The following is a 25,602-nucleotide window of genomic DNA, read 5'->3' as shown; positions in this document are numbered from 1 at the left end:
CGGTGAGCAACGAAATCCCCGCCAAGGTATCCGATGTGTTCGACCCGTCGCGCTGGCGCACCGTGTCCGGCTTCGACGACTTCCAGGACATGACGTACCACCGGCAGGTGGAGCGCTCCGCAGACGGCGCGGTGGTGCGGGACCTGCCCACGGTCCGGATCGCCTTCAACCGCCCCGAGGTCCGCAACGCCTTCCGCCCCGGCACGGTTGACGAGCTCTACCGCGCCATGGACCACGCCCGGATGACCCCTGATGTCGCCACGGTCCTGCTCACCGGCAACGGTCCCTCGCCCAAGGACGGAGGGCACTCCTTCTGCTCCGGCGGGGACCAGCGGATCCGCGGCCGGGACGGGTACCGCTACGCAGACGGCGAAACCCAGGAAACCATCGATCCCGCCCGGGCCGGTCGGCTCCACATCCTGGAGGTCCAGCGGCTCATGCGGACCATGCCCAAGGTGGTCATCGCCGTCGTGAACGGCTGGGCAGCCGGCGGAGGCCATTCCCTCCATGTTGTCTCGGACCTCACCATCGCATCCCGCCAGCACGGCAAGTTCAAGCAGACCGACGCCACCGTGGGAAGTTTCGACGCCGGCTACGGCTCGGCGCTGCTGGCCCGCCAGATCGGCCAGAAGGCCGCCCGGGAGATCTTCTTCCTGGCCCGCGAATACTCGGCCGACGACATGGTCCGGATGGGCGCCGTCAACGAGGCCGTGGACCACGAACGGCTCGAGGAAGTGGCGCTGGAATATGCCGCGGACGTCGCCCGGCAGTCCCCGCAGGCCATCCGGATGCTGAAGTTCGCCTTCAACCTCGCCGACGACGGCCTGGCCGGCCAGCAGGTTTTCGCCGGCGAAGCCACCCGCCTGGCCTACATGACCGATGAGGCCGTGGAGGGCAAGGAGGCCTTCCTCGAGAAGCGCGATCCGGACTGGTCCAGGTTCCCGCACTACTTCTAAAGCACCACTAGCCAAAGGCAGCCCCATGATTCCCAGGCCCACGTTTCCAAGGCAGGCGAAGTGAACATCGAACCCGCTCTCAAGGCGCTGGCCGCCGCCCTCCACGGTGAGGGGCCCGCCGTCGAGCTTTCCGACGGCCCCAACGGCGAGCCCGTGGTCCGGCTCGTCGAGACCCCCGGGATCGACGACGCCGCCGTAGTGGTCCGCACCTCCGGGTCCACCGGCACGCCGAAGGCGACTGTCCTGACGGTGGATGCCCTCGCGGCGTCGTCCATGGCCACGGCGTTCGCGCTCAAGGGTGAGGGCCAGTGGCTCCTGGCGCTGCCGGTGCAGTATGTGGCCGGCGTGCAGGTGCTGGTGCGGTCGCTCTTCGCCGGCACGCGGCCCTGGGCCATGGACCTGTCCAACGGGTTCACCACGGACGGCTTCACTGCCGCCGCCCTGGAGCTGACGGACAAGATCCGTTTCACGTCCCTGGTTCCCGCGCAGCTGCAGCGTCTGCTGGAGGAGCCCTCCACGGACACGCTGGCTGTACTGCGGCGCTTCAACGGGATCCTGCTTGGCGGCGGGCCGGCATCCGCAGAGCTCCTTGAGTCCGCCCGGGACGCCGGCATCCGCGTGACCACCACCTACGGCGCGGCGGAGACCTGCGGCGGCTGCGTCTACGACGGGTTTCCGCTCGAGGGCGTGGCCGTCCGGTTGTCCGAGGATGGACGCATCCACCTGGGCGGAGCCACGCTGGCCGCCGGTTACCTGGACGCTCCGGGCCTGACCCGGGAGGCATTCGCCGAGGACGACGGCATGCGCTGGTACCGCACCAACGACCTCGGCGTGCTGGACTCCGACGGCCGCCTCACCGTCCTGGGCCGCGCGGATGACGTCATCATCACCGGCGGCGTCAAAGTCTCCGCCGCGCATGTGCAGGCCGAGCTGGAAAAGTCCGACGGCGTGACCGCGGCGTTCGTGGCCGGCGTCGAGTCCGCGATGTGGGGCCAGGCCGTGGCAGCCTATGTGGCCGTGGCAGGCCCCACCCCTTCCGAGGCCGACGGGGAGGCGTGGGCCGAGCAATGGCACCGTACGCTGGGACTGCTGGCCCCCAAGACGGTCCTCCCGGCCGGCGAACTGATCATGCTGCCGAACGGGAAACCCGACAGGCTGGCGATGATTGAACGGCTCAACGCCCTCCATCAGGGAAAATAGACTAGTTCCCGGCACGCCGCGATGATGCGGCACGGGCAATGTCCCACCGAACTCATCACAAAACGTTCCACCGAACGTCCACCGAACCAACACGAGGTACTCACCGTGGCCACAGCCGCACAATGGATCCAAGGCGCCCGGCTCCGCACCCTGCCGGCCGCGATCGCCCCTGTCCTGATCGGCACGGCGGCGGCATACGAGCTGGGCGCTTTCCGCCCGCTCAACGCCATCCTGGCGGCGCTGGTGGCACTCCTGCTGCAGGTGGGCGTCAACTACGCCAACGACTACTCGGACGGGATCCGCGGAACGGACGAGAACCGGGTGGGGCCGCTACGGCTCGTGGGATCCGGCGCCGCGGCCCCGGAGCACGTCAAGTACGCCGCGTTCGGTGCGTTCGGGGTGGCCATGCTGTTCGGGCTGGTCCTCATCATCCTGACGCAGACGTGGTGGCTGCTCCTCGTGGGCCTCGGCTGCGTGATGGCCGCGTGGGGCTACACCGGGGGCAAGAACCCTTACGGGTACATGGGCCTGGGCGACGTGTTCGTGTTCGTCTTCTTCGGCCTGGTGGCCACACTGGGCACCACGTACACGCAGGCGGGCCAGATTAGCCTGGCCGCCGTCGTGGGCGCGATCGGCACCGGGCTCATAGCCTGCGCCCTGCTGATGGCCAACAACGTACGCGACATCCCGTCCGACATCCAGGCCGGGAAACGCACCCTCGCCGTGCGGCTGGGCGACAAGCACGCCCGTGAAAGCTACGTGCTGATGCTCGCCGTCGCCATCCTGCTGGTGGTGATCCTCGCGCCCGTCCGGCCCTGGATGCTGATCGTGCTGCTGCTCATCCCGGCCTGCCTGATGCCCGCGTGGCTCATGATCAACGGCCGGAAGCGCAAGAGCCTCATCCCGGTCCTGAAGCAGACCGGCCTCATCAACCTCGGCTACGCGGTGCTGTTCTCGCTGGGACTCGTGCTGAGCCACGGGGCCTGAGAGCCTCGGGGCCTGACGCGGCCCACGATGCCTGGGAGCCTGGCGGCTCCGGGCGGCCCCCGGGCCTAGCTGCTCAGCGCGGGAGCGGGCTGCTCAGCGCGGGAGCGGGTTGCTTCCTAGGCTTCCTTGTTCCGGAGGTCGTTGCGGACCGTGATGTCCGGGTTGGAATCGACCAGGCGGTCCTCGGCGTCGGCGTCGTCCACTTCACCGGCGGAGCGCAGGGGCTTGGCGCGGCCCGAGAAGCGGGCGTGCAGGGAGGCCGTAGCGGCATCGCGCTGCTTCTGGAAAAAGAGGTAGCTGAGGGCGAAGGAAATCAGCCCGGCGCAGACGACGGCAAGCAGCCATCCCAGCTGCAGGAAGACGAACAGCGCAAACAGCGGAGCGAAGAGGGCGAGCCGGATCAGGGAGTATTTCAAGAATGCCACCATCCAAGTTTAGCCGCCCTCCCTGAACGTAGCCTCCCACCGGAGGCTGGCTTTGCATCTGCCCCGGATCGCCTGGCTGGCGCGGTTTCCTGCCCCTTGTGGCCGGGATCCGCGACAAGAATTCACCGGCCTTTTGGTGGCGGGTTCTGTGGGCATACTGTAATCTCCGCAAGGGCATCCGGCGGCTAGACTGATTGCATGCTCCGTGTTGCCATTGCAGTCGCCGTTCTTGCCATATACGTCTACGGACTTGTGGACGTGATCCGGACTGATTCGCACCTCACCCGGGGATTCTCCAAAACAACCTGGATCATCATCGTTGTCTTCCTGCCGATCATCGGTGCCGCCCTGTGGTTCCTGATCGGACGCCCCCGCTATTCGGCTCCGGTACCTCAGACGTACCGCCACCCCACTGCGCCCGACGACGACCCCGATTTCCTCCGCAACCTGGAGCAGCGACGCCGCAACCAGGCCGAAGCCGAGCGCCTCAGGAAGCTGAAGGACGACCTCGAGTCGAAGAAACCCAAGCCCGGCGCCGGTCCGCACGGCAGCGGCAGCCCCAGCACGGGGAGCTCGGGCACGCCTGGCGCCGCGGGAGATGCCAGCGCCGAGGGCAATCCCGAGATCAAGTAGTCCGGTCCGGCCCGAGCTTGTGCCGGCAACCGGCGGGCCCGCGATTCTCCAAATATGGCCGCCTGGCACCCCGCCGGGCGGCCCTTTTTGGCGAATGGCGGAACCGGGGAGCCCCAGCCCGAGGCCCGACTGGTCCTCCACACGGGACCATATCTGTGGACAACGCGCTGCGACCTCGTTCCGGGATCAGAATGCTTCTATGCCGCGCCCCCGCCCGCTTCCTCCCCCGCTGTCGGGGCAGCCGTTCACCATAAAGCAGGCCAAGGCTGCCGGACTGACCCGCCGGCGTTCGAGGGCCCGGGACCTGGCCAGCCCCTGCCACGGCGTGCGGATTCCGGCGTCGGCCGACCTCACCCTGCTGGTCCGGGCCAGATCCCTGGCTTTGGCTACCGGAGCGGTCGCCAGCCACCTCACGGCCGCTGCGCTGTGGGGATTTCCGTTGCCCCGTTGCTTCGACACCCACGTGGTCGTGCATCTCACGTGCAGGCCGGGCGCCAGGGCGGTGCGGCGCAAGGACGTGCGCGGCCACCAGGCAGTCCTCATGCCGGAGGAAATCGTCGAAGGCCGTCTCGTGGCCTGCACGTCCCCGCTGCGGACCTGGTTTGATCTGGCCGGTGTGCTGGACCTGCAGGACCTCGTCATCGCCGGCGACTTCCTGTTCAGGCGCCGGAACCCGCTGTCCACGCTGGCTGCCCTGGACGCCTACCTCGCCACGAAGGCAGGCCGGCCCGGCTACCGCAAGGCCGTGAAGGCCCGTGCGCTGATCCGGGCGGACACCGATTCGCCCAAGGAAACTGAACTGCGCCTCCTGCTGGTTCGGTCCGGACTCCCCGAACCAGCCATCAACCTGCCGCTCCTGGATGAAACCGGCGGCTGGATCCAGGACCCGGACATGTCCTACGAAAAGTTCAAGATCGCCATCCAGTACGACGGCGGCCACCACGCCTCCCCCACCCAGCGGCGGAGCGACATTTTCCGTGACGAGAACGCGCGCGGGCTCGGCTGGCACGTGGTGGTCCTGACCCAGTGGGATCTGGACCCGTTCGGGCCCGGCATGGAGCCCTCCGCCGTGACTAGGGTGCGCGCGGCACTGGTTAGCCGCGGCTGGAAGCCCGGGCGCTAAGCCTCGCCGATTCGCCAAAAATGGCCGCCCAGCGTACGTGCTGAGCGGCCATTTTTGGCGAATCGGTGAATGGGAGGGGCCCCGTCGGCTGCCTCGGCGGAACCCCGAAGCTACAGCCCCGCCTTACAGCCCCGAGTAGGAGTGCAGGCCGTTGAAGAACTGGTTCACGATGGTGAAGTTGAAGACCACGCACAGGTAGCCCACGATCGACAGCCAGGCCGCGCGGGTGCCCGTCCAGCCGCGGGTGGCCCGGGCGTGCAGGTAGCCGGCGTAGACCACCCAGATCACGAACGTCCATACTTCCTTGGTGTCCCAGCCCCAGAAGCGGCCCCACGCCTTCTCGGCCCAGATGGCACCGAACATGAGGGTGAACGTCCAGCCGATGAAGGCGATGGCGTTGATCCGGTAGGAGAGGTTCTCCAGGCTCAGGGCGGACGGCACCAGGCGCATGAAGCCCAGCTTGTCCTGGCCGCCGGCCGCGATGATCTTCTGCCGGTGTGACTGCACGAGTTGCAGTGCGGACATGGCGAACGTCAGGGTGAACAGGGCCGAGGAGAGCACCGCGATGGAAACGTGGATGACCAGCCAGTAGCTTTGCAGCGCCGGCACGAGGTGGCCCACCGGGGTCCAGTAGGCCACTGAGGCAGCAACCAGCATGATGATCACCAGGCCCACCACGAAGGTGCCGAGGAAGCGGAGGTCGCGGCGGATCAGCACCACCAGGAACACGGCCACAGCCACGAAGGCGCCGGTGGTCAGGAACTCGTACATGTTGCCCCACGGCACACGGCCTGCGCCGACGGCACGCGTCAGCACACCGGCAGCGTGGATCGAAGCACCCAGAACCGTCAGCGCGACGGCAACGCGGGCGGGAACGCGGCGCTCGGCGTCGTACTTCATGCTGGCATTGGCGGTCCGTCCCGCTCCGCTGCCGTTCCCTCCCGCAGAAACGGACGACGACGGCCGCTCGGCTCGGCCGGCAGGCCCGGCCAGGTGCCCCGCAACACGGTCGGCATCCCCGGCAGCACTGCTGACGGAGCCAGCGGCCACGGGGACCTTTGCGCCGGCGTCTGCCGCTGCTGCGTCGGCTGTGGCCGCTTTGAGGTCCACAGCGCGGAGTGCCCTGCTGCTCTTGGCCAGGTCCCACGCGAAGGCTATGAACGCCACCGTGTACGTGCCGCCGGCCAGCAGCATGAAGAGCTCACTGTACTGGCCCATGGTTTCGTTGATGGGGAACATTACTGGTCCTTCTTTGACTCGTTCGAGCCTGCTGTTGACTGGATGAAGTCTTCTGAGGTCATTGCCGCGGAGGCGTCGGCGCCGTCGGCCGAGGCATCCATCGGCCCGGTGCCCGCCGGGCCATTATCCGCCAGTTCGCTGGGAGGTTTCTGGGAGTCCAGGCCCCACGCCTCTGCCAGCAGCCCGCGGAGCGCAACCGCTTCGCCGGCCAGCCTGTGGTCCTCGCCGCGGGCCAGGAGGCCGTATTCCACCATGGTGCGGCCGTCCTCGTGCGTCCCGGTGCGGACCCAGACGCGCCGCCGGTTGACGTAGAGCGAGACGACGAGCCCCGCCACGGCCAGCAGCGCGAAGATCAGGGCGGAGAGCTGGCCCGGATTGTGGTGGATGTCGACGCCGACGTACTTCTTCACGCCGTCGAAGGTGATGGAGCCCTTGCCGTCAGGCAGCGTGTACGTGTTGCCCGGGCCCAGGGTGATGCCGCCGGCCTTGAGGTCCCGGCTGTTGAGCGGCTTCAGGTCCTTGACGTCGAGCTCGAACACGTTCTGCGGTGAACCCTTGTCCAGGCCCAGATCACCGTAGTACGAGTTCAGGCTCAGCTGCGGGTTGATGAGGTCGGGGTCCCCGCTGAAGGAAATGCCCTTGTCCGTCACGAATGCCGTGGGCAGGAAGAACCCGGCAAACCCGAGCTGGTCCGGCTTGGCATCCGGAACCTTGATCACCACGGACGAGTAGTAGTTTTCGCCCTGGAGCTTCGCCACCACGGGGCCCTGCATGGCGATGTTGCCTTTGCCGTCCCGGACCGTCACCACCGGGGCGTAGCCGTTGCCGGTCAGGTAGATGCTGGTCCCGCCCAGGGTGACGGGATCGTTGACCTTGAGGACTTCCTTCTTGGCCGGCGCGCCCGGGTTCTCCTTGGTGGTGACGTCCGCCGTGAAGTCGATGGGCTGGCCGAACTTGCCCTTGGACTCTCTGTCAAACGTTGCCTGGAACTTGTCCAGCTGGATGGAGTACGGCTGCAGCTGGCTGCTCTGGAAGTTGGTGCCCGGCGTGAACTGGTCGTAGCCCACCAGCGTGTTCACGAACGTGTCGCCCTCCACGAGGATCCGCTGCCCGCTGTAGCCGAACAGCCCGCCAACAGCCACGGACACGAGCACGCCGATCAGCGACGTGTGGAAGACAAGGTTGCCCACTTCCTTGAGGAAGCCGCGCTCCGCCCCCAAAGACGGCCGCGCGCCGTCGTCGTGCCGTACGTCAACGCGGTAACCGCGTTTCCTGAGCAGCGCGGCTGCGTCTTCAATAGCGTCCGACGCCGGGACGCCGGCTTCCGCCGGCAGCACCAGGGTGCCGTACTCCGGCAGGCGGGAGAGGCGTTTTGGGGTGCGCGGCGGCTGGGAGCGCATGGCCCGGTAGTGCGCGATGGCACGGGGAACGACGCAGCCGATCAGCGAAATGAACAGCAGGATGTAGATGGCCGAGAACCAGGCCGAGGAGTAGACGTCGTAGAGCTGCACCGAATCGAGGATCTTGCCGTAGTCCGGGTGGTCCTTGATGTACTGCGTGACTATCGACGGGTTTGCCGGGCGCTGCGGAAACAGCGATCCCGGCACCGCGGCCACGGCGAGCAGCAGGAGGAGGAAGAGTGCTGTGCGCATGCTGGTCAGTTGGGTCCACGCCCAGCGGAGCATGCCGATGATCCCCAGCGCCGGGAGCGCCGCGTCGGCCTTGGCCGCATTGACGGGGTCCTTGCGGGGATCTTCGGGCGCAGCCTTGGGGCTGGCCGCTCCGGGGGAATTCTTAGTTGGCTTCACACGCTCGCTCATCAGATCGGCAATTTCACATCGTTTTGGAACCAGTACTGCAACTGCGTGACCCAGGCTCCCCAGACACCCGTGGCCATCAGGACGCCCAGGGCAATCAGGACGCCGCCGCCCGTCCGCTGGATGGCCACCCGGTGGGTGCGGAAGAAGGACAGGACCCCGGCGCCGCGGCGCACCGCGAGGGCGATCAGGAGGAACGGAATGCCTAGGCCAAGGCTATAGACGAATGCCAGGAAGGCGCCCTTCGCGGCCGAAGAGCCGCCGGAGAGGCTCAGGAGCTGCACGGCCGAATAGGTGGGGCCGATGCAGGGTGCCCATCCGAGGCCGAAGGTGATCCCGAGCAGCGGCGCGCCCCAAAGGCCTGCCGGCGGTTTGGCATGGATCTTGGCGTCGCGCTGCAGCCAGCTAAAGCCGCCCATGAACACCACGCCCATGATGATCACCAGGACCCCGAGGAGCTGCGTGATCCAGGCATTCTGCGAGCCGGTGATCAGCGTTCCCAGCTGGCCGAAGGCCCCGCCGAGCAGCACGAAAATGACGGAGAACCCGAGCACGAACAAACCGATCCCGGCAAGCATGCGGCCGCGCTTTTGCTTCTGCAGGTCCACACCGGTCAGCCCGGTGACATAGCCCAGGTATCCGGGCACGAGCGGCAGCACGCAGGGCGAAAGGAAGGAAACGAAGCCTGCCAGCAGCGCCACCGGGATGGCAAGCAGGAGTGATCCGTTCAGGATGGCTTCGGCGAAGGGGCTGTTCACGTTGGGAGACCGCCGCTACTCAGCCACGGCGGATTCGATGAGGGCCTTGAGGGTGCCCTTCTGGATCTCCCCGAGCACGCGCGAAGCCACCCGGCCCTGCTTGTCAATGACGAGCGTGGTGGGGACCGCACCCGGGGGCACGAGTCCGGACACGGCCAGCAGCACGGCGCCGTCCTTGTCGTTGAAGCTCGGGTAGGTGAGGCCGAATGTCTTGTCGAAGGCGTCGGCCGTAGCCTTCTCGTCACGCAGGTTCACGCCGAGGAACTGCACGCCCTTGCTCTTGAACTCCTGGTGGAGGGCCTCGAGGGACGGGGCTTCCACCCGGCACGGCGCGCAGGCAGCGAACCAGAAGTTCAGCACGGTCACCTTGCCCAGGAAGTCCCTGGCCGTTACGGCGGTGCCGTCAAAAAGGTTGCCCTTGATGTCGACGGCGGACTTGCGGTCGGCCGCTGCGAATTCAGTCACCGAGCCGTCGCCGGCCACGTAGTTCTTGTTGTCCCCCGCTTTGGCCTGCTTGGCCAGGGCGTCTTCCTGCGCGCACGCGGACAGCCCCAGCGTGAGGGCAGTCAGGGCTAGGCCACCGGCGGCAAGAACGCTGCGCCGGGAACTTATGGGGCTGTTGGGCATGGTTAGGCTCCGGGGGTGGTGGAGGCGCCGGGCAGAAGGGCTGCGGCCGGTTCGCTGTACTCGACGCGGAGGAGGGTGCCGTCGCCGTCGAAAATCAGGGAGGTGAGTGACGTCAACGTGCACTCGCGCTTGCGCGGGTCATGCCACAGCGGCTTTCCCTCCGCGCTGAGCCGGGTGGCCCAGATGGGCAGCTGGTGGCTGACCATGACGGCCTCAGCGCCGTCGCCGCCGAGTTCAATTGCCTTGGCCCGGGCGTCCTGCACTGCTTCCCTCACCCGGGCGGCCTGGTCCTTGTACGGCTCACCCCATGAGGGCCTGAGCGGGTTGACGAGCTGGGGCCAGTGCCGGGGCTTGAGCAGCTCGGCCTTGGTGACCTTGAGGCCTTGGAAGTGGTTTTCGGCCTCGATGATGCGCTGGTCCGTATGGATCTCCAGGCCGAGGGCCCGGGACGTTGGCTCCGCCGTCTCCTGGGCGCGGGTCAGCGGGGAGGCCACCAGATAGACAATCTTTGCGCCCTGGGAAACCCGGTCGCGGAAGTGCTCCGCGAGGGTCTGCGCCATCTGCTGGCCTAGCTCGGAGAGGTGGAACTCAGGCAGCCTGCCGTACAGGACGCCCTCGGGATTGTGGACCTCGCCGTGGCGGAGCAAATGAACAGTGGCTTGGGGCATGTCTACCAGTTTCTCAAAGATGTCGGACGATCTGAAATCTTCTACATCTAGTAGAACTCAGGAATTTTTAAAAATGTTCCCCGGCGATGGAATAAAAGATGCAAATGCATGTTTATACTGGATGCAGCAGTTAGTTGATACTTCAACAAATGAAGCTTCAACCGGAACATTCCGCTTCGTCCACAGATTCAAGGAGAACCATCATGGCACTTCCCACCAACGTCACCGCCGGCACCTGGACCCTCGACAACTCGCACAGCGAAATCGCCTTCACCGTCCGCCACGCGGGCATCAGCAAGGTCCGCGGCCAGTTCAAGGAAGCGGCCGCAACGCTGGACCTCGCCGAGAACGTCGCTGACTCCCGGATCAACGCCACCATCCAGACCGCGAGCTTCGACTCCGGCGACGTGAACCGCGACGGCCACGTCCGCGGCGAAGACTTCTTCGACGTCGAGAAGTTCCCGGAAATCTCCTTCGTTTCCAACGGGCTGGTTGCCACGGGCGACGGCTACGAGCTCCAGGGCGACCTCACCATCAAGGGCGTTACCCGCCCGGTGGCCCTCGAGACCGAATTCAACGGCGTGGCCGTGGACCCGTTCGGCAACACCCGCGCCGGAGTTTCCGCGGAAACCACCATCAGCCGCAAGGACTTCGGCCTGACCTGGAACGCCGTGCTGGAAGCCGGCGGCGTGCTGGTCAGCGACAAGGTGGCCATCAACCTGGAACTGGCCTTCATCGCCCCCGCCGCGTAGGTTGCTCGGCTAGGTTCCTAGCCACGCAGTACGCCGCCGACGCCCCGCCCGTGAACTCCACGAGCGGGGCGTTTTGCGTTGGCCGGGACATGGTCCGGGACCTCCTAGAATTCGCCAAATCGCGGGTCTACAGTGAGAGCCATGAGCAACCCCAGCGATGAACCGCAGCCTCAGCAGCCGGGCTCCGAGCCGCCGCTTGAGGACCATCCCGCGCCCGCGGGACAGCAGCCGACCGGGTCCCGGCCGGCAGCGTCGCAGCCACCCGCGTCTCCGGCACCCGCATCCCAGCCTCCCGCGTCGCAGCCAGGGGTGTCTCCGGCGGCAGGGCAGCCGGGATGGCAGGACGGGCCGCCGTCGGGGCAGGCGCCGCAACAAGCGGCAGGGCAGCCGGGCTGGCAGGACGGGCCGCCGTCGGGGCAGCAGGGCTGGCAGGCGGGGCAGCCCGGCGGCGCCGGACGCTTCACGATGCCCGCCGACCGGCCGCGCAGCTTCTACGAGGTCATGCCCAACGGCGGCTTCTCGGGCATCTTCGAGGTGACAAATCTCCCCACGGAACTCAAAGTGTCCTACTGGGTCTGGGTGATCGGTGGCCTGCTGGGCCTGTTGGGTGGAGTGATCGGGCTGTTCGGGGCGCTGGTGCTCTTTGCGATCCTGCCCGGCCTGGCCATCCTGGTGCTGTTGCTTGTGCTCGTGGCACTTGCACTGGCCGCTGCTCAGATCGTTCTTGCGATGAAGATGAAGGAAGGCCGGGAGTGGGCCCGGCTGGCGCTGACGATTGTCGCGGGCGTATCGCTGCTTTTGGCGGCCATCAATTCCAGTTTCGCGGGGGGCCAGGGCGGTAACTGGCTGGGATTCCTGATCAGCCTGGTGGCAACCGTGCTCATGTGGGTGCCCAACTCGCAGAGTTGGTTTGCGGCCGCACGGGGTTCCGCCTGATCTCCAGTTCGCGTCGCCAATTAGGGTCGCCGCGGCAGGCGCCGCCGCTTCGTTTGAGGCGCTTCAACGCGGGCCCCGAGCCGCCTTCCCGGCCTGCGGACGCGCCGCACGAATACCTCTGTGGAATGATCCTCACGGTGCCCGCCGAGGGGTACGGTGGAAGTGAACCATGCTGGGGGCAGGGCAGGCTACTGAACCCGGTGGCCGATCCCGACGTCAACACGCAAAGGACCGCTCATGAGCACTCCTCCAGTTCCCCCAACGCCCAGCGACCCGAACTCCAACGAGCCGAGCCAGGACGCTGCGGAAGCACGCGGCGCGCAGCCCCGCTATGGCCAGGATGCTCCGCAGTACGGCCAGAACACGCCGCCCGCTCCCCAGTACGGCCAGAACACGCCGCCCGCTCCCCAGTACGGCCAGAACACGCCGCCCGCTCCCCAGTACGGCCAGAACACGCCGCCCGCTCCCCAGTACGGCCAGAACACGCCCCGGTACGGTCAGGGCGCACCTCAGCAGCCGCAGTATGGACAGAACGCGCCCCAGTACGGCCAGCAGTCCTCTGCCCCGTCCCCCTTCGGTCAGGCACAGTCCGGCAAGTCCCCGTACGGTCAGTCACCTTACGGCCAGCCCCCGTACGGGTATCCGTCGGAACAGCCGCAGGGTGGAACCGGAGCCGGTGCGCCGCAGCTGGTGAACACTTCCTTTTGGATGATCCTCGGCGCCGGCGTCCTGTCCGTCCTGTCAGTCCTGCTGGCGATTCCGACCCTGGATGATCCCGCCATTCGCAACTCGTTCGAAGAGCAGCTCCGCGGAAGCGGCCAGAACGTGGCGTTCGACGACGTCAAGGGCTTCCTCATCGGAACCATGGTGGTCTTCGCCCTGATCGGCGCGGGCCTCTATGCGCTGGTGGCCTTCAACGTCCGAAAAGGCAGGAACTGGGCCCGCATCCTGGGAACGGTCCTGGCGGCGCTGTCCGTGTTTAGCATCTTCCCCCTTGGCCTGAACACGCTCGTGGGGCTCGTGGGCATCGCAGCGATTGTGATGCTGTACATGCCGGCGTCGGCATCGTACTTCCAGAAGCCCCAGCCGTTCGCCAACCCGTACTCGCAGCCGGGCGGCCCTTTCGGCCGCTAAGGCTCAGCCGCTAGGCTCACCCGCCAGCACCTGCACGAAAACCAACCAACGGGCGCGGATTCCAGGAAGGCCGGACTTACTCCGGCTGACCTGGGGTCTGCGCCCGTTGCGCGTGGTACGCCAGAATCTGCAGCTCAGTGGCCATGTCCACCTTGCGAAGATTCACGCCGTCGGGAACCTGGAGCATCACGGGCGCGAAGCTGAGGATGCTGTGTACCCCGGCCGCCACCACACGGTCGCACACACTCTGAGCCACGGCAGCGGGCAGGGCGAGGACCACCATATTGGCACCGGTCCGTTCCAGCACCGGCTCAAGGTCGGCCACATCGCTGACGCGGAGCCAGCCCACTTCATTGCCCACAACCATTTGGTCAGCGTCGAAAATGGCAACAACGTCGAAGCCCCTGGATTCAAAACCGCCGTACCTAGCGAGGGCCTTGCCCAGGTTACCGGCGCCGACGATCGCGACCTTCCAATCGTGCGTCAGGCCCAGCGCGGCGGCGATGTGACGGCTCAGATACTGGACCTCATAGCCCACGCCGCGCGTACCGTACGACCCCACATGGGACAGATCCTTGCGAAGCGTGGACGAGCTGACTCCCGACAGCTCGGCCAGCGATTCGGAAGATACGCGCTCGGTGCCCTCGGCCATCAGGGTGTTCAGGGCGCGCAAATAGATGGTCAGCCGGGCCACGGCCGCAGGCGGAATCTGCTTTCCGGCAGCTCCGGTGTCCCCGGGCACGGCCTGGGGTGGTGAATCGAGCGAGGTCACTATCTGCTCCATTGCGTCGCGTTGTGAGTCCACTCTAGATCCCCATCACTTATGTCAACAAAGCCGGTGCCATTGCGCGGAACAGGCTACTGCCTCGCCATCGCCTGACGCAGCACCCTGTCCAGCCTGGCTTCGTCAATTTTCCAGAAGTCCCGCTGGATTCCGTCCACGAGAACCACCGGGATTTCCTCTGCGTACTGGTCCCGCAGGGCGTCGTCGATGTCCACCGACCGCTCCGTCCACTCAAGTCCCAGGGCGCCAGTCACCCGCCCAACGGCGTCGCGCGCCGCGGCGCACAGGTGACAGTCAGCTTTGGTGAGGAGAACGACGTCGGGGTTTGCCATATTCCAACCGTATCGCGGCAGCGGCCTCGTCTGCCGGGCACATCCCCTGCATTGACTAGACTCAGTGGCATGCCCGAGGAGAAGTACGTCGCTGTGGTCACGCAGCCGGTTGCGCAGCCGCAACACGGCGAGGCCGCATTCTTCGACGTCGACAACACCCTCATGAAGGGCGCCAGCCTCTTCCACGTGGCCCGGAAAATGCACCAGCGCGGCGCGTTCACCCTTCCGCAGGCTGCCGGGATGGCGTGGAAGCAGTTCAAGTTCGTGCTCCGCGGCGAGAACATGGACGACGTCCACGCAGTGCGGGACTCCGCGCTGACGCTCGCGGCCGGCATCACGGAGGAGGACATCAAGGCCCTGGGCGAGGAAGTCTTCGACGAGATGATCGTCTCCCGGATCTGGCCGGGCACGAAAGCCCTGGCCGAGCAGCACCTGCGGGTGGGGCGCAAGGTCTGGCTGGTCACCGCCACTCCGATCGAGGTGGCCACAGTCATCTCCACTCGACTGGGGCTCACCGGCGCCCTGGGAACCGTGGGTGAGATCAGGGACGGCTTCTACACCGGCCGACTGGTGGGCGATATCCTGCACGGCGCTGCCAAGGCGGTGGCGGTCCAGGGCATCGCCGATGCCGAAGGCCTGGACCTCAAGCGGTGCTGGGCCTACAGCGACTCGTACAACGACATTCCGCTGCTGACCCTCGTGGGCCATCCGGTGGCCATCAATCCGGACGCGCGGTTGCGCAAGCACGCCCGCGAGCACAACTGGCCGGTCTACGATTTCCGTTCCGGCCGCCGCGCCGCCACGCTTGGACTCAAGGCCGCCACGGCCGGCGGGGCCATCTACGGCCTCTGGCGCGGCTACTCCCGCTTCCGCGCCCCCCGCGTCTGACGCGCATCCGTCCCACCGACGCGCAAAATCCCTGAGGACACCGGAATTCCCGCGTCTCAATGCAGTTTCCGCGTCGCCGGGCAGCGTGGGCGTCCCACACCAGAACGCAAAAATGCCCGCACCCTCGAAAGGGAGCGGGCATTGACGCGCAGGAAGTATCTCTACTTCTTATTGCGGCGCTGGTGGCGCGTCTTACGAAGCAACTTGCGGTGCTTCTTCTTGGCCATACGCTTGCGACGCTTCTTAATAACTGAACCCACGAAAGTTCCTTACAAACTAGATGCGTACCTGTCTGATGGAGAAGGTCCGTGGACTAAGCAACAGACTGAAACAACTGACAGATTCTTACAATGACGTAAAACGTTCTTTAACAGGGTACCGCTTATCCGGAGCACCTTCTGACCGCCACCCGCCATGACCTGCAGCGGCCCCCAAGGCAGCTGCATTGTCATGAAGACTGTGCGGACAACCGTGCGCCAGCTACTACGCGGTATCCGAGTGTCCGTCGACAACAGCGCCCTTGAGGTACTGTTCGACGGCGCTCTCCGGAACCCGATAGGACCGGCCGAACCGAACCGCGGGCATTTCCCCGGAGTGGACCAAGCGATACACGGTCATCTTGGAGACACGCATCAGCTCAGCCACCTCAGCCACGGTCAAGAACTTGGCGTTCGAGAAGTTCGACTCTGCGGACATTTCCCATATTCCTTTGCTCTCAGCATCTTGCGGCGACCCCAATTGTCTGCGGTGCGCCGATGCTGAGCCATCGGACAACCGTGTGCTAGTTACTCTAGATGCTCACGGGGCCATTGTGAAAGCCCGGCGTTTACGCGACGAAGCGGCAAGCTGTTCCAGCACGGATGCCGTCACATCCCACTCCATGCAGGCGTCGGTCACGCTCTGGCCGTAGACCAGCGCTGACCGTCCGGCGGCGTGCTCGGCGACGTCCAGGTTCTGGGCCCCGCCGACCAGGAAGCTTTCCAGCATGACGCCGGCGATGGCACCCGCTGCCTCACCCGTGCCTTCGAGCTGGGCGCCGATTTCAAGCGCAACCTCGGCCTGGCGGTGGTGGCTCTTGCCGCTGTTGGCGTGGCTGGCATCCACGATGAGCCGCGGGTTCAGGTTCTTGGCAGCGAGCTTGGCTGAAGCCGCCTCGACGTCGGCCGCGGAGTAGTTGGGACCCTTGCGTCCGCCGCGGAGAATCACGTGGGTGTCCGGGTTGCCCGCCGTGGCCACGAGGGCCGCCCGGCCGTCGCCGTCAATCCCCAGGAAGGCCTGTGCGGCCGCGGCGGCGCTGCAGGCGTCCACCGCCACCTGGAGGTCGCCGTCGGTCCCGTTCTTGAAGCCGATCGGCATGGACAGCCCGGAGGCCAGCTGGCGGTGGATCTGGCTTTCCGTGGTCCGGGCGCCGATGGCTCCCCATGACACCAGGTCCGCCATGTACTGGGGGCTGATCGGTTCGAGGAACTCCGTGGCGGCGGGCAGCCCCAGCGCCGTGACCTGCTGCAGGAAACGCCGGGCCGCGCGCAGGCCGCCGGCGATGTCGTGCGTCCCGTCCAGGCGAGGATCGTTGATCAGGCCCTTCCAGCCCACCGTGGTGCGCGGCTTTTCGAAGTACGCGCGCATGACGATCAGCAGGTCTTCCTTGTGCTTCTCGGCCTGGCTGACAAGGCGGCGGGCGTATTCGAGGCCGGCCTTGGGGTCGTGGATCGAGCACGGGCCCACGATCACCAGCAGGCGGTCGTCCACGCCGTCCATGATGGCCCGGACTTCGTCCCGGCCGCGTTCGACGACGTCTGCCACGCGGGCTTCCAGCGGCAGTTCTGCGATCATTTCCTGCGGGGTGGGCAGCGCAGTGAATTCACTGACCCTCAGGTTGGACGTGGATTGCTGCGGCGCGGACTGCTGCGATGCAATCTGCGCCGACGCGGGCTGTGCCGACGAGGGCTGCTGGGTTTCGGTGGCTGCGGTGCTCATGTGCGGGTCCTGTTCCGGGTGGGGCGGAGCGGGCCCAATCAGAACCCGCCGGAGAAATGGCGAAGGGCAGAGAATGATCTCTGCCCTGTTGGCTCTGAAGGAAAGTTGGATGCGTGTCAGTTAGACGCGGGCCCCTCCAGAGCCAACGAAAAATACGCATACCAACGGTTAGTCATAGCCAAGACCATAACGGCCGAACGCACGGTCCGCAAACCGGGGCGTCACAAAACTCCGCCGACGCCCCTCATCCCGTTTGTTGCCATCCGTGGCACAACTGGGTAGCAGCAGGTGCGGTTTTGAGCCGTCAAAACGACGTCTGCTGCTACCAAGTTGGGCGGGGGGAAGGCGGAACCTTCGCCTTAGCCCAGGAGCTTGCGCAGGAACTGCAGCTGCCGGATCCAGTGGTGCTCCTGGCCGCCTTCGTGGTTGTTGAAACGGTAGACGTCGATGTCCTTGGATGTCCCGCCGCCGGCGTCAGCCCCGTAGGCGTTGTAGCTGGCGAAGACGGTGGAGGGCGGGCAGACATCGTCCATCTGCGCCGCCGAGAACAGTGCCGGGACCGTCGCGGCGCGGCCCAGATTGACGCCGTCGAAGTAGTTCAGCACGGCCAGGATCGGCTCGTACCGCTCACGGTGCCGCCCCAGGAATGCGGCGATCTCGGAGTAGGGGCCGCGGGGCGTGATGTCGATGGCGCGCGGGAAGTCCTGCAGGAACGGGACATCGGGCAGTGCGGCGATAACGCCGTCGAGCCTTCCGGCAGCCAGCCCGGCGACGGCGACGGTGATGCCGCCGCCCTGGCTCACGCCGGCCACCACAACCCGCGAGGCGTCCACGTCCGGGTGCGCCTGCACGGCCTCGACGGCGCGGAACGCGTCCACATACACCCGCCGGTAGTAGTAGTCTTCACGGCTGCCGGCACCGCGCGTCATCAGCCCCGCGTAGGCTACATCGCCGGCCGAGGGGTGAGGATCGGCGGTGTCGCCGACCGCTCCCCCGTAGCCCTGCCCGCGCGTGTCCATGATGAAGTGCGCATAGCCCGCCTGGGCCCACTTCGTGTCCTGGTTTGCCAGGCCGCGGCCGCCGGAATAGCCGGCGTACTGCACGACGGCCGGCAGCCGCGTCCCAGCGTCCCTGTTCGCCGGGAGGTGCAGCCAGCCCTTGACCGGGGAGCCGCCGTAGCCGGCGAACGTGACATCGAAGGTGTCGATCACGGCCAGGTAGTTGTCCACCGGTTCGAAGACTGCGCCCAGCGGGAACTCCCCGGATTCGCTGATGGTCCGGTCCCAGAAGGCGTCAAAGTCGGCGGGAACCGTGACACCTGATGCGTAGCCGCGCAGCTGATCAAGCGGGAGATCGAAGAGGGGCATGGGGTTCCGTTCTCTGGGTCGGCAGGGTCTGCGTTCGTAGTATCTCAGAGCTTCGATCTCAGACCAGCGACGACTCGAACCTGTCCAGCGCCTGGGATGCGCGCACCAGGGCGCGCATCTCGGCCAGCCCTCCGGCTACCGCTCCTCCGGCTCTCGCCTGGACCAGCACATTGCCGAGCGCCGTGGCCTCGACCGGTCCGGCGACCACGCGCTTGCCGGTGGCTTCCGCGGTGAGCTGGCACAGGAGCCGGTTCTGCGAGCCGCCACCGACGATGTGCACGGTGTCGACGGCGACGTCGGCGAGCCGTTCGGCGTCCGCTATGGTCCGGGCGTAACCGGCGGCAAGGCTGTCCAGAATGCAGCGGACGATGCGGGCGGGCTCGTCCGGCAGGACGTGGCCGGTGTTCCGGACGGCGGCACGGATTCGCTCCGGCATGTTGTCCGGGGCGATGAACGCGGGGTCGTCCGCGTTGATCCGTGGGCCGCCCGCGGGCAGTGCGGCTGCGGCGTCCAGCAGTTCCGCAAGGGCAGGCCGGTGCCCTTCATGCGCCCACGTGCGCTGGCATTCGCTGAGCAGCCAGAGCCCGCCGACGTTGCGCAGGTACCGGATGGTGCCGTCCACGCCGCGTTCGTTGGTGAAGTTCGCCGCCCGGCTGGCCTCGGTGAGGACGGGATGGTTCAGTTCAACGCCGACGAGCGACCACGTGCCGGAGGAGATGTAGGCGAAGTTCTCCTGTTCTGCGGGGACGGCCGCGACCGCGGACGCGGTGTCGTGCGAGCCGACCGCGACCACCCGGGTTGCTGCCGGCAGCCCCGTCCGCTCGGCGATCCCGGGCAACAGCGTGCCAATGGTTTCGCCGGGCTGGATCAGCGGCGGGAACAGGTTTTTCGGCAGCCCAAGTGCCGTGAAAAACTCGGTGGCCCACTCCCCCGCCACGGCGTCGAAGAGGCCGGTGGTGGAGGCGTTTGTCGCCTCGGTGCGCCGCTGGCCCGTGAGCAGGAAGGCTATCAGGTCGGGAATGAGCAGCGCCTGCAGCCCGCCCAATTCCCGTTCTGCAGCGAGCTGGTAGATGGTGTTGAACTGGAGGAACTGCAGCCCCGTGGAGGCGTACAGCCGGGACTCGTCCAGCTGCCGGTGCACTCCGGACACGGCCGCGCGGCTGCGTTCGTCGCGGTAGCTGAACGGCTGCGCGGTGAGCTCCCCGGCGGCGCTCACGAGGCCGTAGTCCACGGCCCAGGTGTCGATGCCGATGCTCGTGAGGTGCTCCCCGCGCTCGGCGGCGGCGCGCCCGGCCGCCGCGAGGCCGGCGAGGACCTCGGTGAAGAGGGCGTCGAAGTCCCAGCGGAGGCCGCCGTCGGACTGCACCACGCCGTTGGGGAAGCGGTGCACCGTCTCCAGCACCACGCCGCCTTTGCCGGCGCCGCCGGTGGTTCGTCCGTTGCTTATACGTCCCAGGATGACGCGTCCGGAGGAGGCGCCGATGTCGACGGCGGCGAACAGGCCGCCGTCGACGTCGGTCTCCGCACGTGGTGCCGTTGCCGGAGCGCTCATCGCAGGAAGGCTGCGGCGACGCCGGCGTCGACCGGGATGTGCAGGCCGGTGGTGTGGGACAGCTCGGCGCTGGTGAGGACGGCGGCGGCGTTGGCCACGTTTTCCGGCAGCACCTCGCGCTTGAGCAGGGTGCGCTGGGCGTAGTACTTGCCCAGTTCCTGCTCGTCCACGCCGTAGACCGCCGCGCGCTTGGCGCCCCAGCCGCCGGCGAAGATCCCGGAGCCGCGGACCACGCCGTCGGGGTTGATGCCGTTGACGCGGATGCCGTACTCGCCGAGCTCGGCGGCGAGGAGCCGGACCTGATGGGCCTGGTCCGCCTTGGTGGCGGAATAGGCGATGTTGTTCGGGCCGGCGAAGACCGAGTTCTTGGAGGAGATGTAGACGATGTCCCCGCCCATGTCCTGGTCGATCATGACCTTTGCCGCGGCCTTGGCCACCAGGAAGGATCCTTTGGCCATCACGTTGTGCTGCAGGTCCCAGTCCTTCTCGGTGGTTTCCAGCAGCGGCTTGGAAATGGAGAGCCCGGCGTTGTTCACCACCAGGTCCACACCGCCGAAAGCCAGCACTGCTTCCTGGATGGCCGCGGCGATCTGCGCTTCGTCCGTAACGTCGGCCTGGACGCCGAGGGCGACATCCGCGCCGCCGAGTTCGGCGGCGACGGCCTGGGCGTTCTCCAGGTTCAGGTCCGCTATGACTACACAGGCGCCTTCAGCGGCGAGCCGGGTGGCGATGGCCTTGCCGATTCCGGACGCCGCACCGGTGACCAGCGCGATGCGGGTGGCGTGCGACTTGGGCTTGGGCATCCGGGCGAGCTTGGCTTCCTCCAGGGCCCAGTACTCGATCCGGAACTTCTCGGATTCCTCGATCGGGGCGTAGGTGGAGATCGCCTCGGCGCCTCGCATCACGTTGATGGCGTTCAGGTAGAACTCACCGGCGACCCGTGCGGTCTGCTTGTTGGCGCCGTAGGAGAACATGCCCACGCCCGGGACCAGGACGATGGCAGGGTCTGCGCCACGCAGGGCAGGGCTGTCCGGGGCCGCGTGGCGGTCATAGTACGCCTGGTAGTCCTCCCGGTATTCGGCGTGGAGTTCCTTCAGCCTTGCGACGGAGTCCTCGATCGAGGCCTCGGCGGGCAGGTCCAGGATGAGCGGCTTGACCTTGGTACGCAGGAAGTGGTCCGGGCAGGAGGTGCCCAGCGCACCGAGCCGCGGGTGCTCGGCGGCTTCCAGGAACTCCAGCACGGCGGGTTCATCGCTGAAGTGGCCCAGCTGCGGCTTGTCCGTGGATGCCAGTCCCCGGATCACCGGAGCCAGCGCGGCGGCCTTGGCCCGGCGTTCGGCCTCCGGCAGGGCAGCGTAGCCGGGAAGCTTCGGCCCGAAGGGTTCGGGCCGGCCGTTTTCCTTGATGAATTTTTCGGCCTGGTCGATGATCCAGAGCGAGTTGGCCTCGGCGTCCTCGCTGGTGGCGCCCCAGGCGGTGATGCCGTGGCCGCCCAGGATGGTTCCGACAGCCTGCGGGTTGGCGTCCTTGATCGCGGCAATGTCCAGGCCCAGCTGGAAGCCGGGACGGCGCCAAGGCACCCAGACCACCTTGTCGCCGAAGATCTTGGTGGTGAGGGACTCGCCGTCGGCCGCGGTGGCGATCGCGATGCCCGAGTCAGGGTGCAGGTGGTCCACATGCGCGGCGTCCACCAGCCCGTGCATGGCGGTGTCGATCGAGGGGGCGGCGCCGCCCTTGCCGTGCAGGCAGTAATCGAAGGCCGCCACCATCTCGTCCTCGCGCTCCACGCCCGGGTAGACCTTCTTCAGCGCCTGGATCCGGTCCAGGCGGAGCACGGCGAGGTTCTCCGCCCGCAAAGTTCCGAGGTCGCCGCCGGAACCCTTCACCCAAAGGAGCTGGACGTCCTCGCCCGTTACCGGGTCCTTCCCGGCGCCCTTGGCGGAGGTGTTGCCGCCGGCGAAGTTGGTGTTGCGCTTGTCCGCGCCCAGGCGGTTGGAACGGGAAATCAGCTCGTCAACGGTCTTGTTCGTGTTCTTGTCGGTGCTCATCGGTTTAGGCGCCCCATCCGGATTGCTGACCGCCCACGCGGTCCTCGTTGATTTTCTTCTGGTAGCCGCTGGCCTTGAACGCGGCCATCGGGTCCGCGGGCAGGCCGCGGGTTTCACGCCATTCCGCCAGGACCGGGCGGACGTCGGTGTAAAAGGCGTCGTTGAAGATGCCGTTCGCGGCCAGGACGTCGCCGGCCCGCTGGGCCTCGGACAGCGCCGCGGTGTCGATCAGCAGGGCCCGCGCCGTCATTTCCTGGACGTTGAGCACCGAGCGGATCTGGCCCGGGATCTTCTCCTCCAGGTTGTGGCACTGGTCCAGCATCAGCGCGACGCCGGAATCCTTGCCGAAGCCGCCGCCGCGGATCACCTCGTGCATGATGCGGAACAGCTGGAAGGGATCCGCCGCGCCAACGATCAGGTCGTCGTCGGCGTAGAAGCGCGAGTTGAAGTCGAAGGAGCCGAGCTTGCCGAGGCGCAGCAGCTGCATGACGATGAATTCGATGTTGGTTCCCGGCGCGTGGTGGCCGGTATCCAGGCAGACAAACGCCTTCTCACCCAGCGCCAGCGTCTGGGCGTACGACGTGCCCCAGTCCGGAACATCGGTGTGGTAGAAAGCCGGCTCGAAGAACTTGTACTCCAGCACCAGGCGCTGGTCCTCGCCAAGGCGCGCATAGATCTCCTGGAGCGATTCCGCCAGGCGGTCCTGCCGGCCCCGCATGTCGTCCTGGCCCGGGTAGTTGGTGCCGTCCGCCAGCCAGACCTTCAGGTCCTTGGACCCGGTGGCGTGCATGATGTCGATGCACTCGAAGTGATGGTCGACGGCCCGGCGGCGGACTGCCTCGTTCGAGGACGTAAGGGAGCCGAACTTGTACTCGTCGTCCTGGAATGTGTTGGAGTTGATGGTGCCAAGGCCGACGCCCAGGCCCGCCGCGTACTCCTTCAGGGCCGCGTAGTCATCAACCTTGTCCCAAGGGATGTGCAGCGCCACCGTGGGAGCCAGGCCGGTAAGCTCGTGGACCTTGGCGGCATCCGCCAGCTTTTCCTGCACGGTCCGCGGGGTGCCCTGCGTGCCGAACACCTTGAAGCGGGTGCCCGAGTTGCCGTACGCCCACGAGGGGACTTCGATGGCAAGCTCCCCGAGCCTGCCCAGCGCCGTTGCTACGTCATTCATGATGGTTCTTCCGGTCTCTCGTACTGCGTTGTCTGTTGTTGGCCGGCTCCCGTGCCGGCCATGTCTATTTGTCCGCGGCTTTCAGTCGGTCCGCGGCGCTGGTTCCTTGGTCCCGCCGTGGGCTCCGGCATTGGTCCCGGCGTGGGCCGAGCCGCTAGTCCCGGCCCTGGCCGAGTCGCTGGCCGTGGCCAGCTGGTCCTCCAGGTTGAAGATTTCCTCGAGTGCCACGAATCCCGCGTCCGGCGGCTGTTCCGTGTCCGCGAACAGCGTGGCCATCTCCGCCTGCCAGCGAGCGTTCACCGCAGTGAGAGCCATCCGCGCCCGGGCGGAGTCGAAGTAGTCGCACTCGACGTAGCCCACCAGGAGACCGTCCTCGCCGAGGAACAGCGAGTAGTCATTCCAGCCGACGTCCTTGAGCGCACGCAGCATCTCAGGCCAGACGGCGGCGTGCCGGCGCCTGTATTCACCGATCAGTCCGGGCTGGACCGAGGATCGAAAACACACCCTCATCTGCGACTCTCCTGAAATCTTGACGTTTGAATCGTTTCATTGGCACGATTCAAAGTACCCTTGGATTTGAGCAGGTGTCAAGCAATTGTCGGGGAGCGGGAGCTTTCGCCTAGGCTGGTCCGCCTGTCCGGCAACGGGCGGGGGCTGGATCACGCAACTGGTCACGGGAACCGACTAGGCGCCTTGCACACCGTCGCCGCAGTAGAGAGCTTGGAGAAAGATGTCACGGTCAGCCAGCATCAAGGATGTTGCGACGCATGCCCAAGTGGCGGTCGGAACGGTTTCAAACGTCCTGAACTACCCGGACCGGGTCTCCCAACGGACCAAGGACCGCGTACTGCAGGCCATCGACGAGCTCGGATTCGTCCGCAACGACGCCGCTCGGCAGCTCCGGGCCGGGCACAGCCGGACCATCGGCCTGATAGTCCTCGACGTCGGCAACCCCTTCTTCACGTCCGTGGTGCGCGCCGCCGAGGACGCGGCAGCCCTGCACGGAAGTGCCGTCCTGCTCGGGGACAGCGGCCACGACGCGGCGCGCGAGTCGAACTACATCGACCTGTTCCAGGAACAACGGGTCCAGGGCCTGCTGATCTCGCCCGTGGGTGACGTGACGGACCGCCTCAACGTGCTGCGGGAACGCGGCGTGCCGACCGTTCTGGTGGACCGCCTGGCCGATGAGGCACAGTACAGTTCCGTTTCCGTGGATGACGACGCCGGCGGCTACCTGGCCGCCCGGCACCTGTTGGACCTCGGCCGCCGTCGGCTCGCCTTCGTGGGAGGCCCGACGTCGATACGCCAGGTCGCAGACCGCCTCCAGGGGGCGCAGCGCGCCGTCGCGGAAGTGCCGGATGCTTCGTTGGAAGTATTGGATTCTGCGGGGCAGACCGTCTTGGCGGGCCGCAGCGTGGGTGACCAGCTGGTCCGCCGCAGCGCAGGCCAGCTGCCCGACGCCGTGTTCTGCGCCAACGACCTTCTGGCCCTAGGCGTCATGCAGTCCCTGGCCATGATGCACAGGCTCAGGATTCCCGAGGACATCGCACTGATCGGCTACGACGACATCGACTTCGCCGTGTCCGCCGTGGTCCCGTTGTCCTCCATTCGGCAACCCACCGAGGCCCTGGGTCGGACGGCCATCCAGTTGCTGGCCGAGGAACTGGACACCCCGGATTCGGCGCAGCCGCACCACCGCGCGGTCATTTTCACTCCCGAACTCGTGGTGCGGCAGAGCACCGTTGGCGCGCCGTAGAAACCCCGCGGTAATTGCCCCGTTAATTGTCTGACCCCTCTGGGAGAGTTTCCCCATGGAAGCCATTGGGGAATGCGCAGCGGATCACGCCGCGGGGCGGGCGGTCACGCCAGGCCTTGGCGCGGTTGCCCTGCTGCGGGGCCGCCGGCTTCGCAGCGTTCCTGCTTCTGCCTTCCGCACGGATTGCGTGGCGTCCGACGGCGGTGCTGCCGCCGGCCGGTCTCTCACCGCTGCGTCGTTCACTGGCGCAGTTTTAACTGACACAGTCACCGACGGCGCAGCCGCCACGGATCCAGCTTTCACCGGCGGAGCGACAGAGAACCTGCAGCGGTGCCTGGGGCTGCTGGAGGCCGCGGTCGAGTCCGCACCCGGTGAGCTGGCCCTGGCCGGTTTCCCGGCCGCCGCGGATTTCGCCGGGCTCGCCGAAGAGATCGCCCGCCGGGCCGAGCACCTGCAACTCCTCAGTGCGGGG

At 66.9% G+C, this 25,602-nt stretch carries 27 protein-coding genes; 11 read left to right on the top strand and 16 right to left on the bottom strand.

All coding sequences use genetic code 11. The features are described 5' to 3' along the window. The first annotated feature begins 2 nt into the window (after positions 1-2). The 3 genes from ABFP37_RS12605 (at position 3) to ABFP37_RS12595 (ending at position 3,143) form a co-directional block, all read left to right on the top strand. Positions 3-956 carry a 1,4-dihydroxy-2-naphthoyl-CoA synthase gene (locus ABFP37_RS12605; RefSeq protein ID WP_078027586.1) on the top strand — a complete coding sequence of 318 codons (954 nt, stop codon included), beginning with the start codon at positions 3-5 and terminating at the stop codon, positions 954-956. A 60-nt stretch (positions 957-1,016) separates the two neighbouring features. Beyond that, positions 1,017-2,156 (top strand): AMP-binding protein, encoded by a 1,140-nt coding sequence (locus tag ABFP37_RS12600; protein WP_078027587.1) that lies wholly within the window; start codon positions 1,017-1,019, stop codon positions 2,154-2,156. Between the two features lie 105 nt (positions 2,157-2,261). Then, positions 2,262-3,143, top strand: a complete 882-nt coding sequence (locus ABFP37_RS12595; RefSeq protein WP_347033772.1) for a 1,4-dihydroxy-2-naphthoate polyprenyltransferase — start codon at positions 2,262-2,264, stop codon at positions 3,141-3,143. A 116-nt stretch (positions 3,144-3,259) separates the two neighbouring features. On the opposite strand, the gene ABFP37_RS12590 is transcribed toward ABFP37_RS12595, so the two are convergent. Next, on the bottom strand, positions 3,260-3,568 hold the full coding sequence (locus tag ABFP37_RS12590; RefSeq protein ID WP_260680550.1) for a DUF4229 domain-containing protein: 309 nt from the start codon (positions 3,566-3,568) through the stop codon (positions 3,260-3,262). Positions 3,569-3,766: 198 nt separating this feature from the next. Between ABFP37_RS12590 and ABFP37_RS12585 the strand changes: the two genes are divergently transcribed. Continuing rightward, entirely contained in the window at positions 3,767-4,201 is a 435-nt protein-coding gene (locus ABFP37_RS12585) for a PLD nuclease N-terminal domain-containing protein (protein WP_078027589.1), read from the top strand. Between the two features lie 199 nt (positions 4,202-4,400). Further along, positions 4,401-5,324, top strand: coding sequence for a hypothetical protein (locus tag ABFP37_RS12580; protein WP_347033771.1), 924 nt, complete (start codon positions 4,401-4,403; stop codon positions 5,322-5,324). Positions 5,325-5,447: 123 nt separating this feature from the next. On the opposite strand, the gene ccsB is transcribed toward ABFP37_RS12580, so the two are convergent. Genes ccsB through ABFP37_RS12555 form a run of 5 tightly spaced genes read right to left on the bottom strand, consistent with a single transcriptional unit; the run spans position 5,448 to position 10,433 of the window. Further along, on the bottom strand, positions 5,448-6,563 hold the full coding sequence (gene ccsB, locus ABFP37_RS12575) for a c-type cytochrome biogenesis protein CcsB (RefSeq protein WP_347033770.1): 1,116 nt from the start codon (positions 6,561-6,563) through the stop codon (positions 5,448-5,450). Then, positions 6,563-8,383, bottom strand: coding sequence for a cytochrome c biogenesis protein ResB (locus ABFP37_RS12570; protein ID WP_347033769.1), 1,821 nt, complete (start codon positions 8,381-8,383; stop codon positions 6,563-6,565). The genes ccsB and ABFP37_RS12570 overlap by 1 nt, the downstream gene beginning before the upstream one ends. After that, on the bottom strand, positions 8,383-9,138 hold the full coding sequence (locus ABFP37_RS12565) for a cytochrome c biogenesis protein CcdA (RefSeq protein WP_078030233.1): 756 nt from the start codon (positions 9,136-9,138) through the stop codon (positions 8,383-8,385). Before ABFP37_RS12565 ends, ABFP37_RS12570 begins: the two co-directional genes overlap by 1 nt. Positions 9,139-9,153: 15 nt before the next feature. Continuing rightward, positions 9,154-9,765, bottom strand: a complete 612-nt coding sequence (locus tag ABFP37_RS12560) for a TlpA disulfide reductase family protein (protein WP_078030232.1) — start codon at positions 9,763-9,765, stop codon at positions 9,154-9,156. A 2-nt stretch (positions 9,766-9,767) separates the two neighbouring features. Beyond that, entirely contained in the window at positions 9,768-10,433 is a 666-nt protein-coding gene (locus ABFP37_RS12555; RefSeq protein WP_078030231.1) for a histidine phosphatase family protein, read from the bottom strand. Positions 10,434-10,636: 203 nt separating this feature from the next. Here ABFP37_RS12555 and ABFP37_RS12550 point away from each other — a divergent pair, with 203 nt between their 5' ends. The 3 genes from ABFP37_RS12550 (at position 10,637) to ABFP37_RS12540 (ending at position 13,255) form a co-directional block, all read left to right on the top strand. After that, on the top strand, positions 10,637-11,185 hold the full coding sequence (locus tag ABFP37_RS12550) for a YceI family protein (RefSeq protein ID WP_078030230.1): 549 nt from the start codon (positions 10,637-10,639) through the stop codon (positions 11,183-11,185). Between the two features lie 141 nt (positions 11,186-11,326). Continuing rightward, on the top strand, positions 11,327-12,121 hold the full coding sequence (locus ABFP37_RS12545; RefSeq protein ID WP_347033768.1) for a hypothetical protein: 795 nt from the start codon (positions 11,327-11,329) through the stop codon (positions 12,119-12,121). Between the two features lie 237 nt (positions 12,122-12,358). Further along, complete coding sequence (locus ABFP37_RS12540; protein WP_347033767.1) at positions 12,359-13,255, top strand: hypothetical protein; 897 nt, start codon at positions 12,359-12,361, stop codon at positions 13,253-13,255. A gap of 76 nt (positions 13,256-13,331) precedes the next feature. Here the strand turns inward: ABFP37_RS12540 and ABFP37_RS12535 are convergent, their stop codons facing one another. Both ABFP37_RS12535 and ABFP37_RS12530 read right to left on the bottom strand, forming a co-directional pair. Continuing rightward, positions 13,332-14,027: a redox-sensing transcriptional repressor Rex gene (locus ABFP37_RS12535; protein ID WP_078030228.1), complete on the bottom strand. Its 696-nt coding sequence runs from the start codon at positions 14,025-14,027 to the stop codon at positions 13,332-13,334. A gap of 86 nt (positions 14,028-14,113) precedes the next feature. After that, positions 14,114-14,371 carry a glutaredoxin family protein gene (locus ABFP37_RS12530; protein WP_078030227.1) on the bottom strand — a complete coding sequence of 86 codons (258 nt, stop codon included), beginning with the start codon at positions 14,369-14,371 and terminating at the stop codon, positions 14,114-14,116. A gap of 69 nt (positions 14,372-14,440) precedes the next feature. On the opposite strand from ABFP37_RS12530, the gene ABFP37_RS12525 reads away from it, so the two are divergent. Beyond that, positions 14,441-15,259: an HAD-IB family hydrolase gene (locus tag ABFP37_RS12525; RefSeq protein WP_078030226.1), complete on the top strand. Its 819-nt coding sequence runs from the start codon at positions 14,441-14,443 to the stop codon at positions 15,257-15,259. 161 nt (positions 15,260-15,420) lie between these two features. On the opposite strand, the gene ABFP37_RS12520 is transcribed toward ABFP37_RS12525, so the two are convergent. From ABFP37_RS12520 to ABFP37_RS12485, 8 genes are all read right to left on the bottom strand, one after another. Continuing rightward, a complete protein-coding gene (locus ABFP37_RS12520) occupies positions 15,421-15,519 on the bottom strand; it encodes an AURKAIP1/COX24 domain-containing protein (RefSeq protein WP_003792170.1) in 99 nt (32 codons plus the stop codon). 223 nt (positions 15,520-15,742) lie between these two features. Further along, positions 15,743-15,955 carry a helix-turn-helix domain-containing protein gene (locus tag ABFP37_RS12515; protein ID WP_056634547.1) on the bottom strand — a complete coding sequence of 71 codons (213 nt, stop codon included), beginning with the start codon at positions 15,953-15,955 and terminating at the stop codon, positions 15,743-15,745. Between the two features lie 102 nt (positions 15,956-16,057). Continuing rightward, positions 16,058-17,236: a 3-deoxy-7-phosphoheptulonate synthase gene (locus ABFP37_RS12510; protein WP_078030225.1), complete on the bottom strand. Its 1,179-nt coding sequence runs from the start codon at positions 17,234-17,236 to the stop codon at positions 16,058-16,060. Between the two features lie 359 nt (positions 17,237-17,595). Then, a complete protein-coding gene (locus tag ABFP37_RS12505; protein ID WP_347033766.1) occupies positions 17,596-18,603 on the bottom strand; it encodes an acetylxylan esterase in 1,008 nt (335 codons plus the stop codon). A 58-nt stretch (positions 18,604-18,661) separates the two neighbouring features. Then, positions 18,662-20,155, bottom strand: coding sequence for a rhamnulokinase family protein (locus tag ABFP37_RS12500; RefSeq protein WP_347033765.1), 1,494 nt, complete (start codon positions 20,153-20,155; stop codon positions 18,662-18,664). Continuing rightward, positions 20,152-22,203: a bifunctional aldolase/short-chain dehydrogenase gene (locus ABFP37_RS12495; RefSeq protein WP_347033764.1), complete on the bottom strand. Its 2,052-nt coding sequence runs from the start codon at positions 22,201-22,203 to the stop codon at positions 20,152-20,154. The genes ABFP37_RS12500 and ABFP37_RS12495 overlap by 4 nt, the downstream gene beginning before the upstream one ends. Before the next feature lie 4 nt (positions 22,204-22,207). Next, positions 22,208-23,374 (bottom strand): L-rhamnose isomerase, encoded by a 1,167-nt coding sequence (gene rhaI / locus ABFP37_RS12490; RefSeq protein WP_347033763.1) that lies wholly within the window; start codon positions 23,372-23,374, stop codon positions 22,208-22,210. 81 nt (positions 23,375-23,455) lie between these two features. Then, positions 23,456-23,878 carry an L-rhamnose mutarotase gene (locus ABFP37_RS12485; RefSeq protein WP_347033762.1) on the bottom strand — a complete coding sequence of 141 codons (423 nt, stop codon included), beginning with the start codon at positions 23,876-23,878 and terminating at the stop codon, positions 23,456-23,458. A 226-nt stretch (positions 23,879-24,104) separates the two neighbouring features. On the opposite strand from ABFP37_RS12485, the gene ABFP37_RS12480 reads away from it, so the two are divergent. Both ABFP37_RS12480 and ABFP37_RS12475 read left to right on the top strand, forming a co-directional pair. Next, positions 24,105-25,130: a LacI family DNA-binding transcriptional regulator gene (locus ABFP37_RS12480; RefSeq protein ID WP_347033761.1), complete on the top strand. Its 1,026-nt coding sequence runs from the start codon at positions 24,105-24,107 to the stop codon at positions 25,128-25,130. 55 nt (positions 25,131-25,185) lie between these two features. Beyond that, the coding region (locus ABFP37_RS12475) for a hypothetical protein (protein ID WP_347033760.1) at positions 25,186-25,602 on the top strand (417 nt) is incomplete at its 3' end.

The organism is Burkholderia sp. RS01 (assembly GCF_039748055.1).
In the GTDB taxonomy this organism is placed as follows: Bacteria; Actinomycetota; Actinomycetes; order Actinomycetales; family Micrococcaceae; genus Arthrobacter.
The sequence above is the reverse complement of the archived record's forward strand: the minus strand, read 5'-3'. Positions and strand labels throughout refer to the sequence as shown.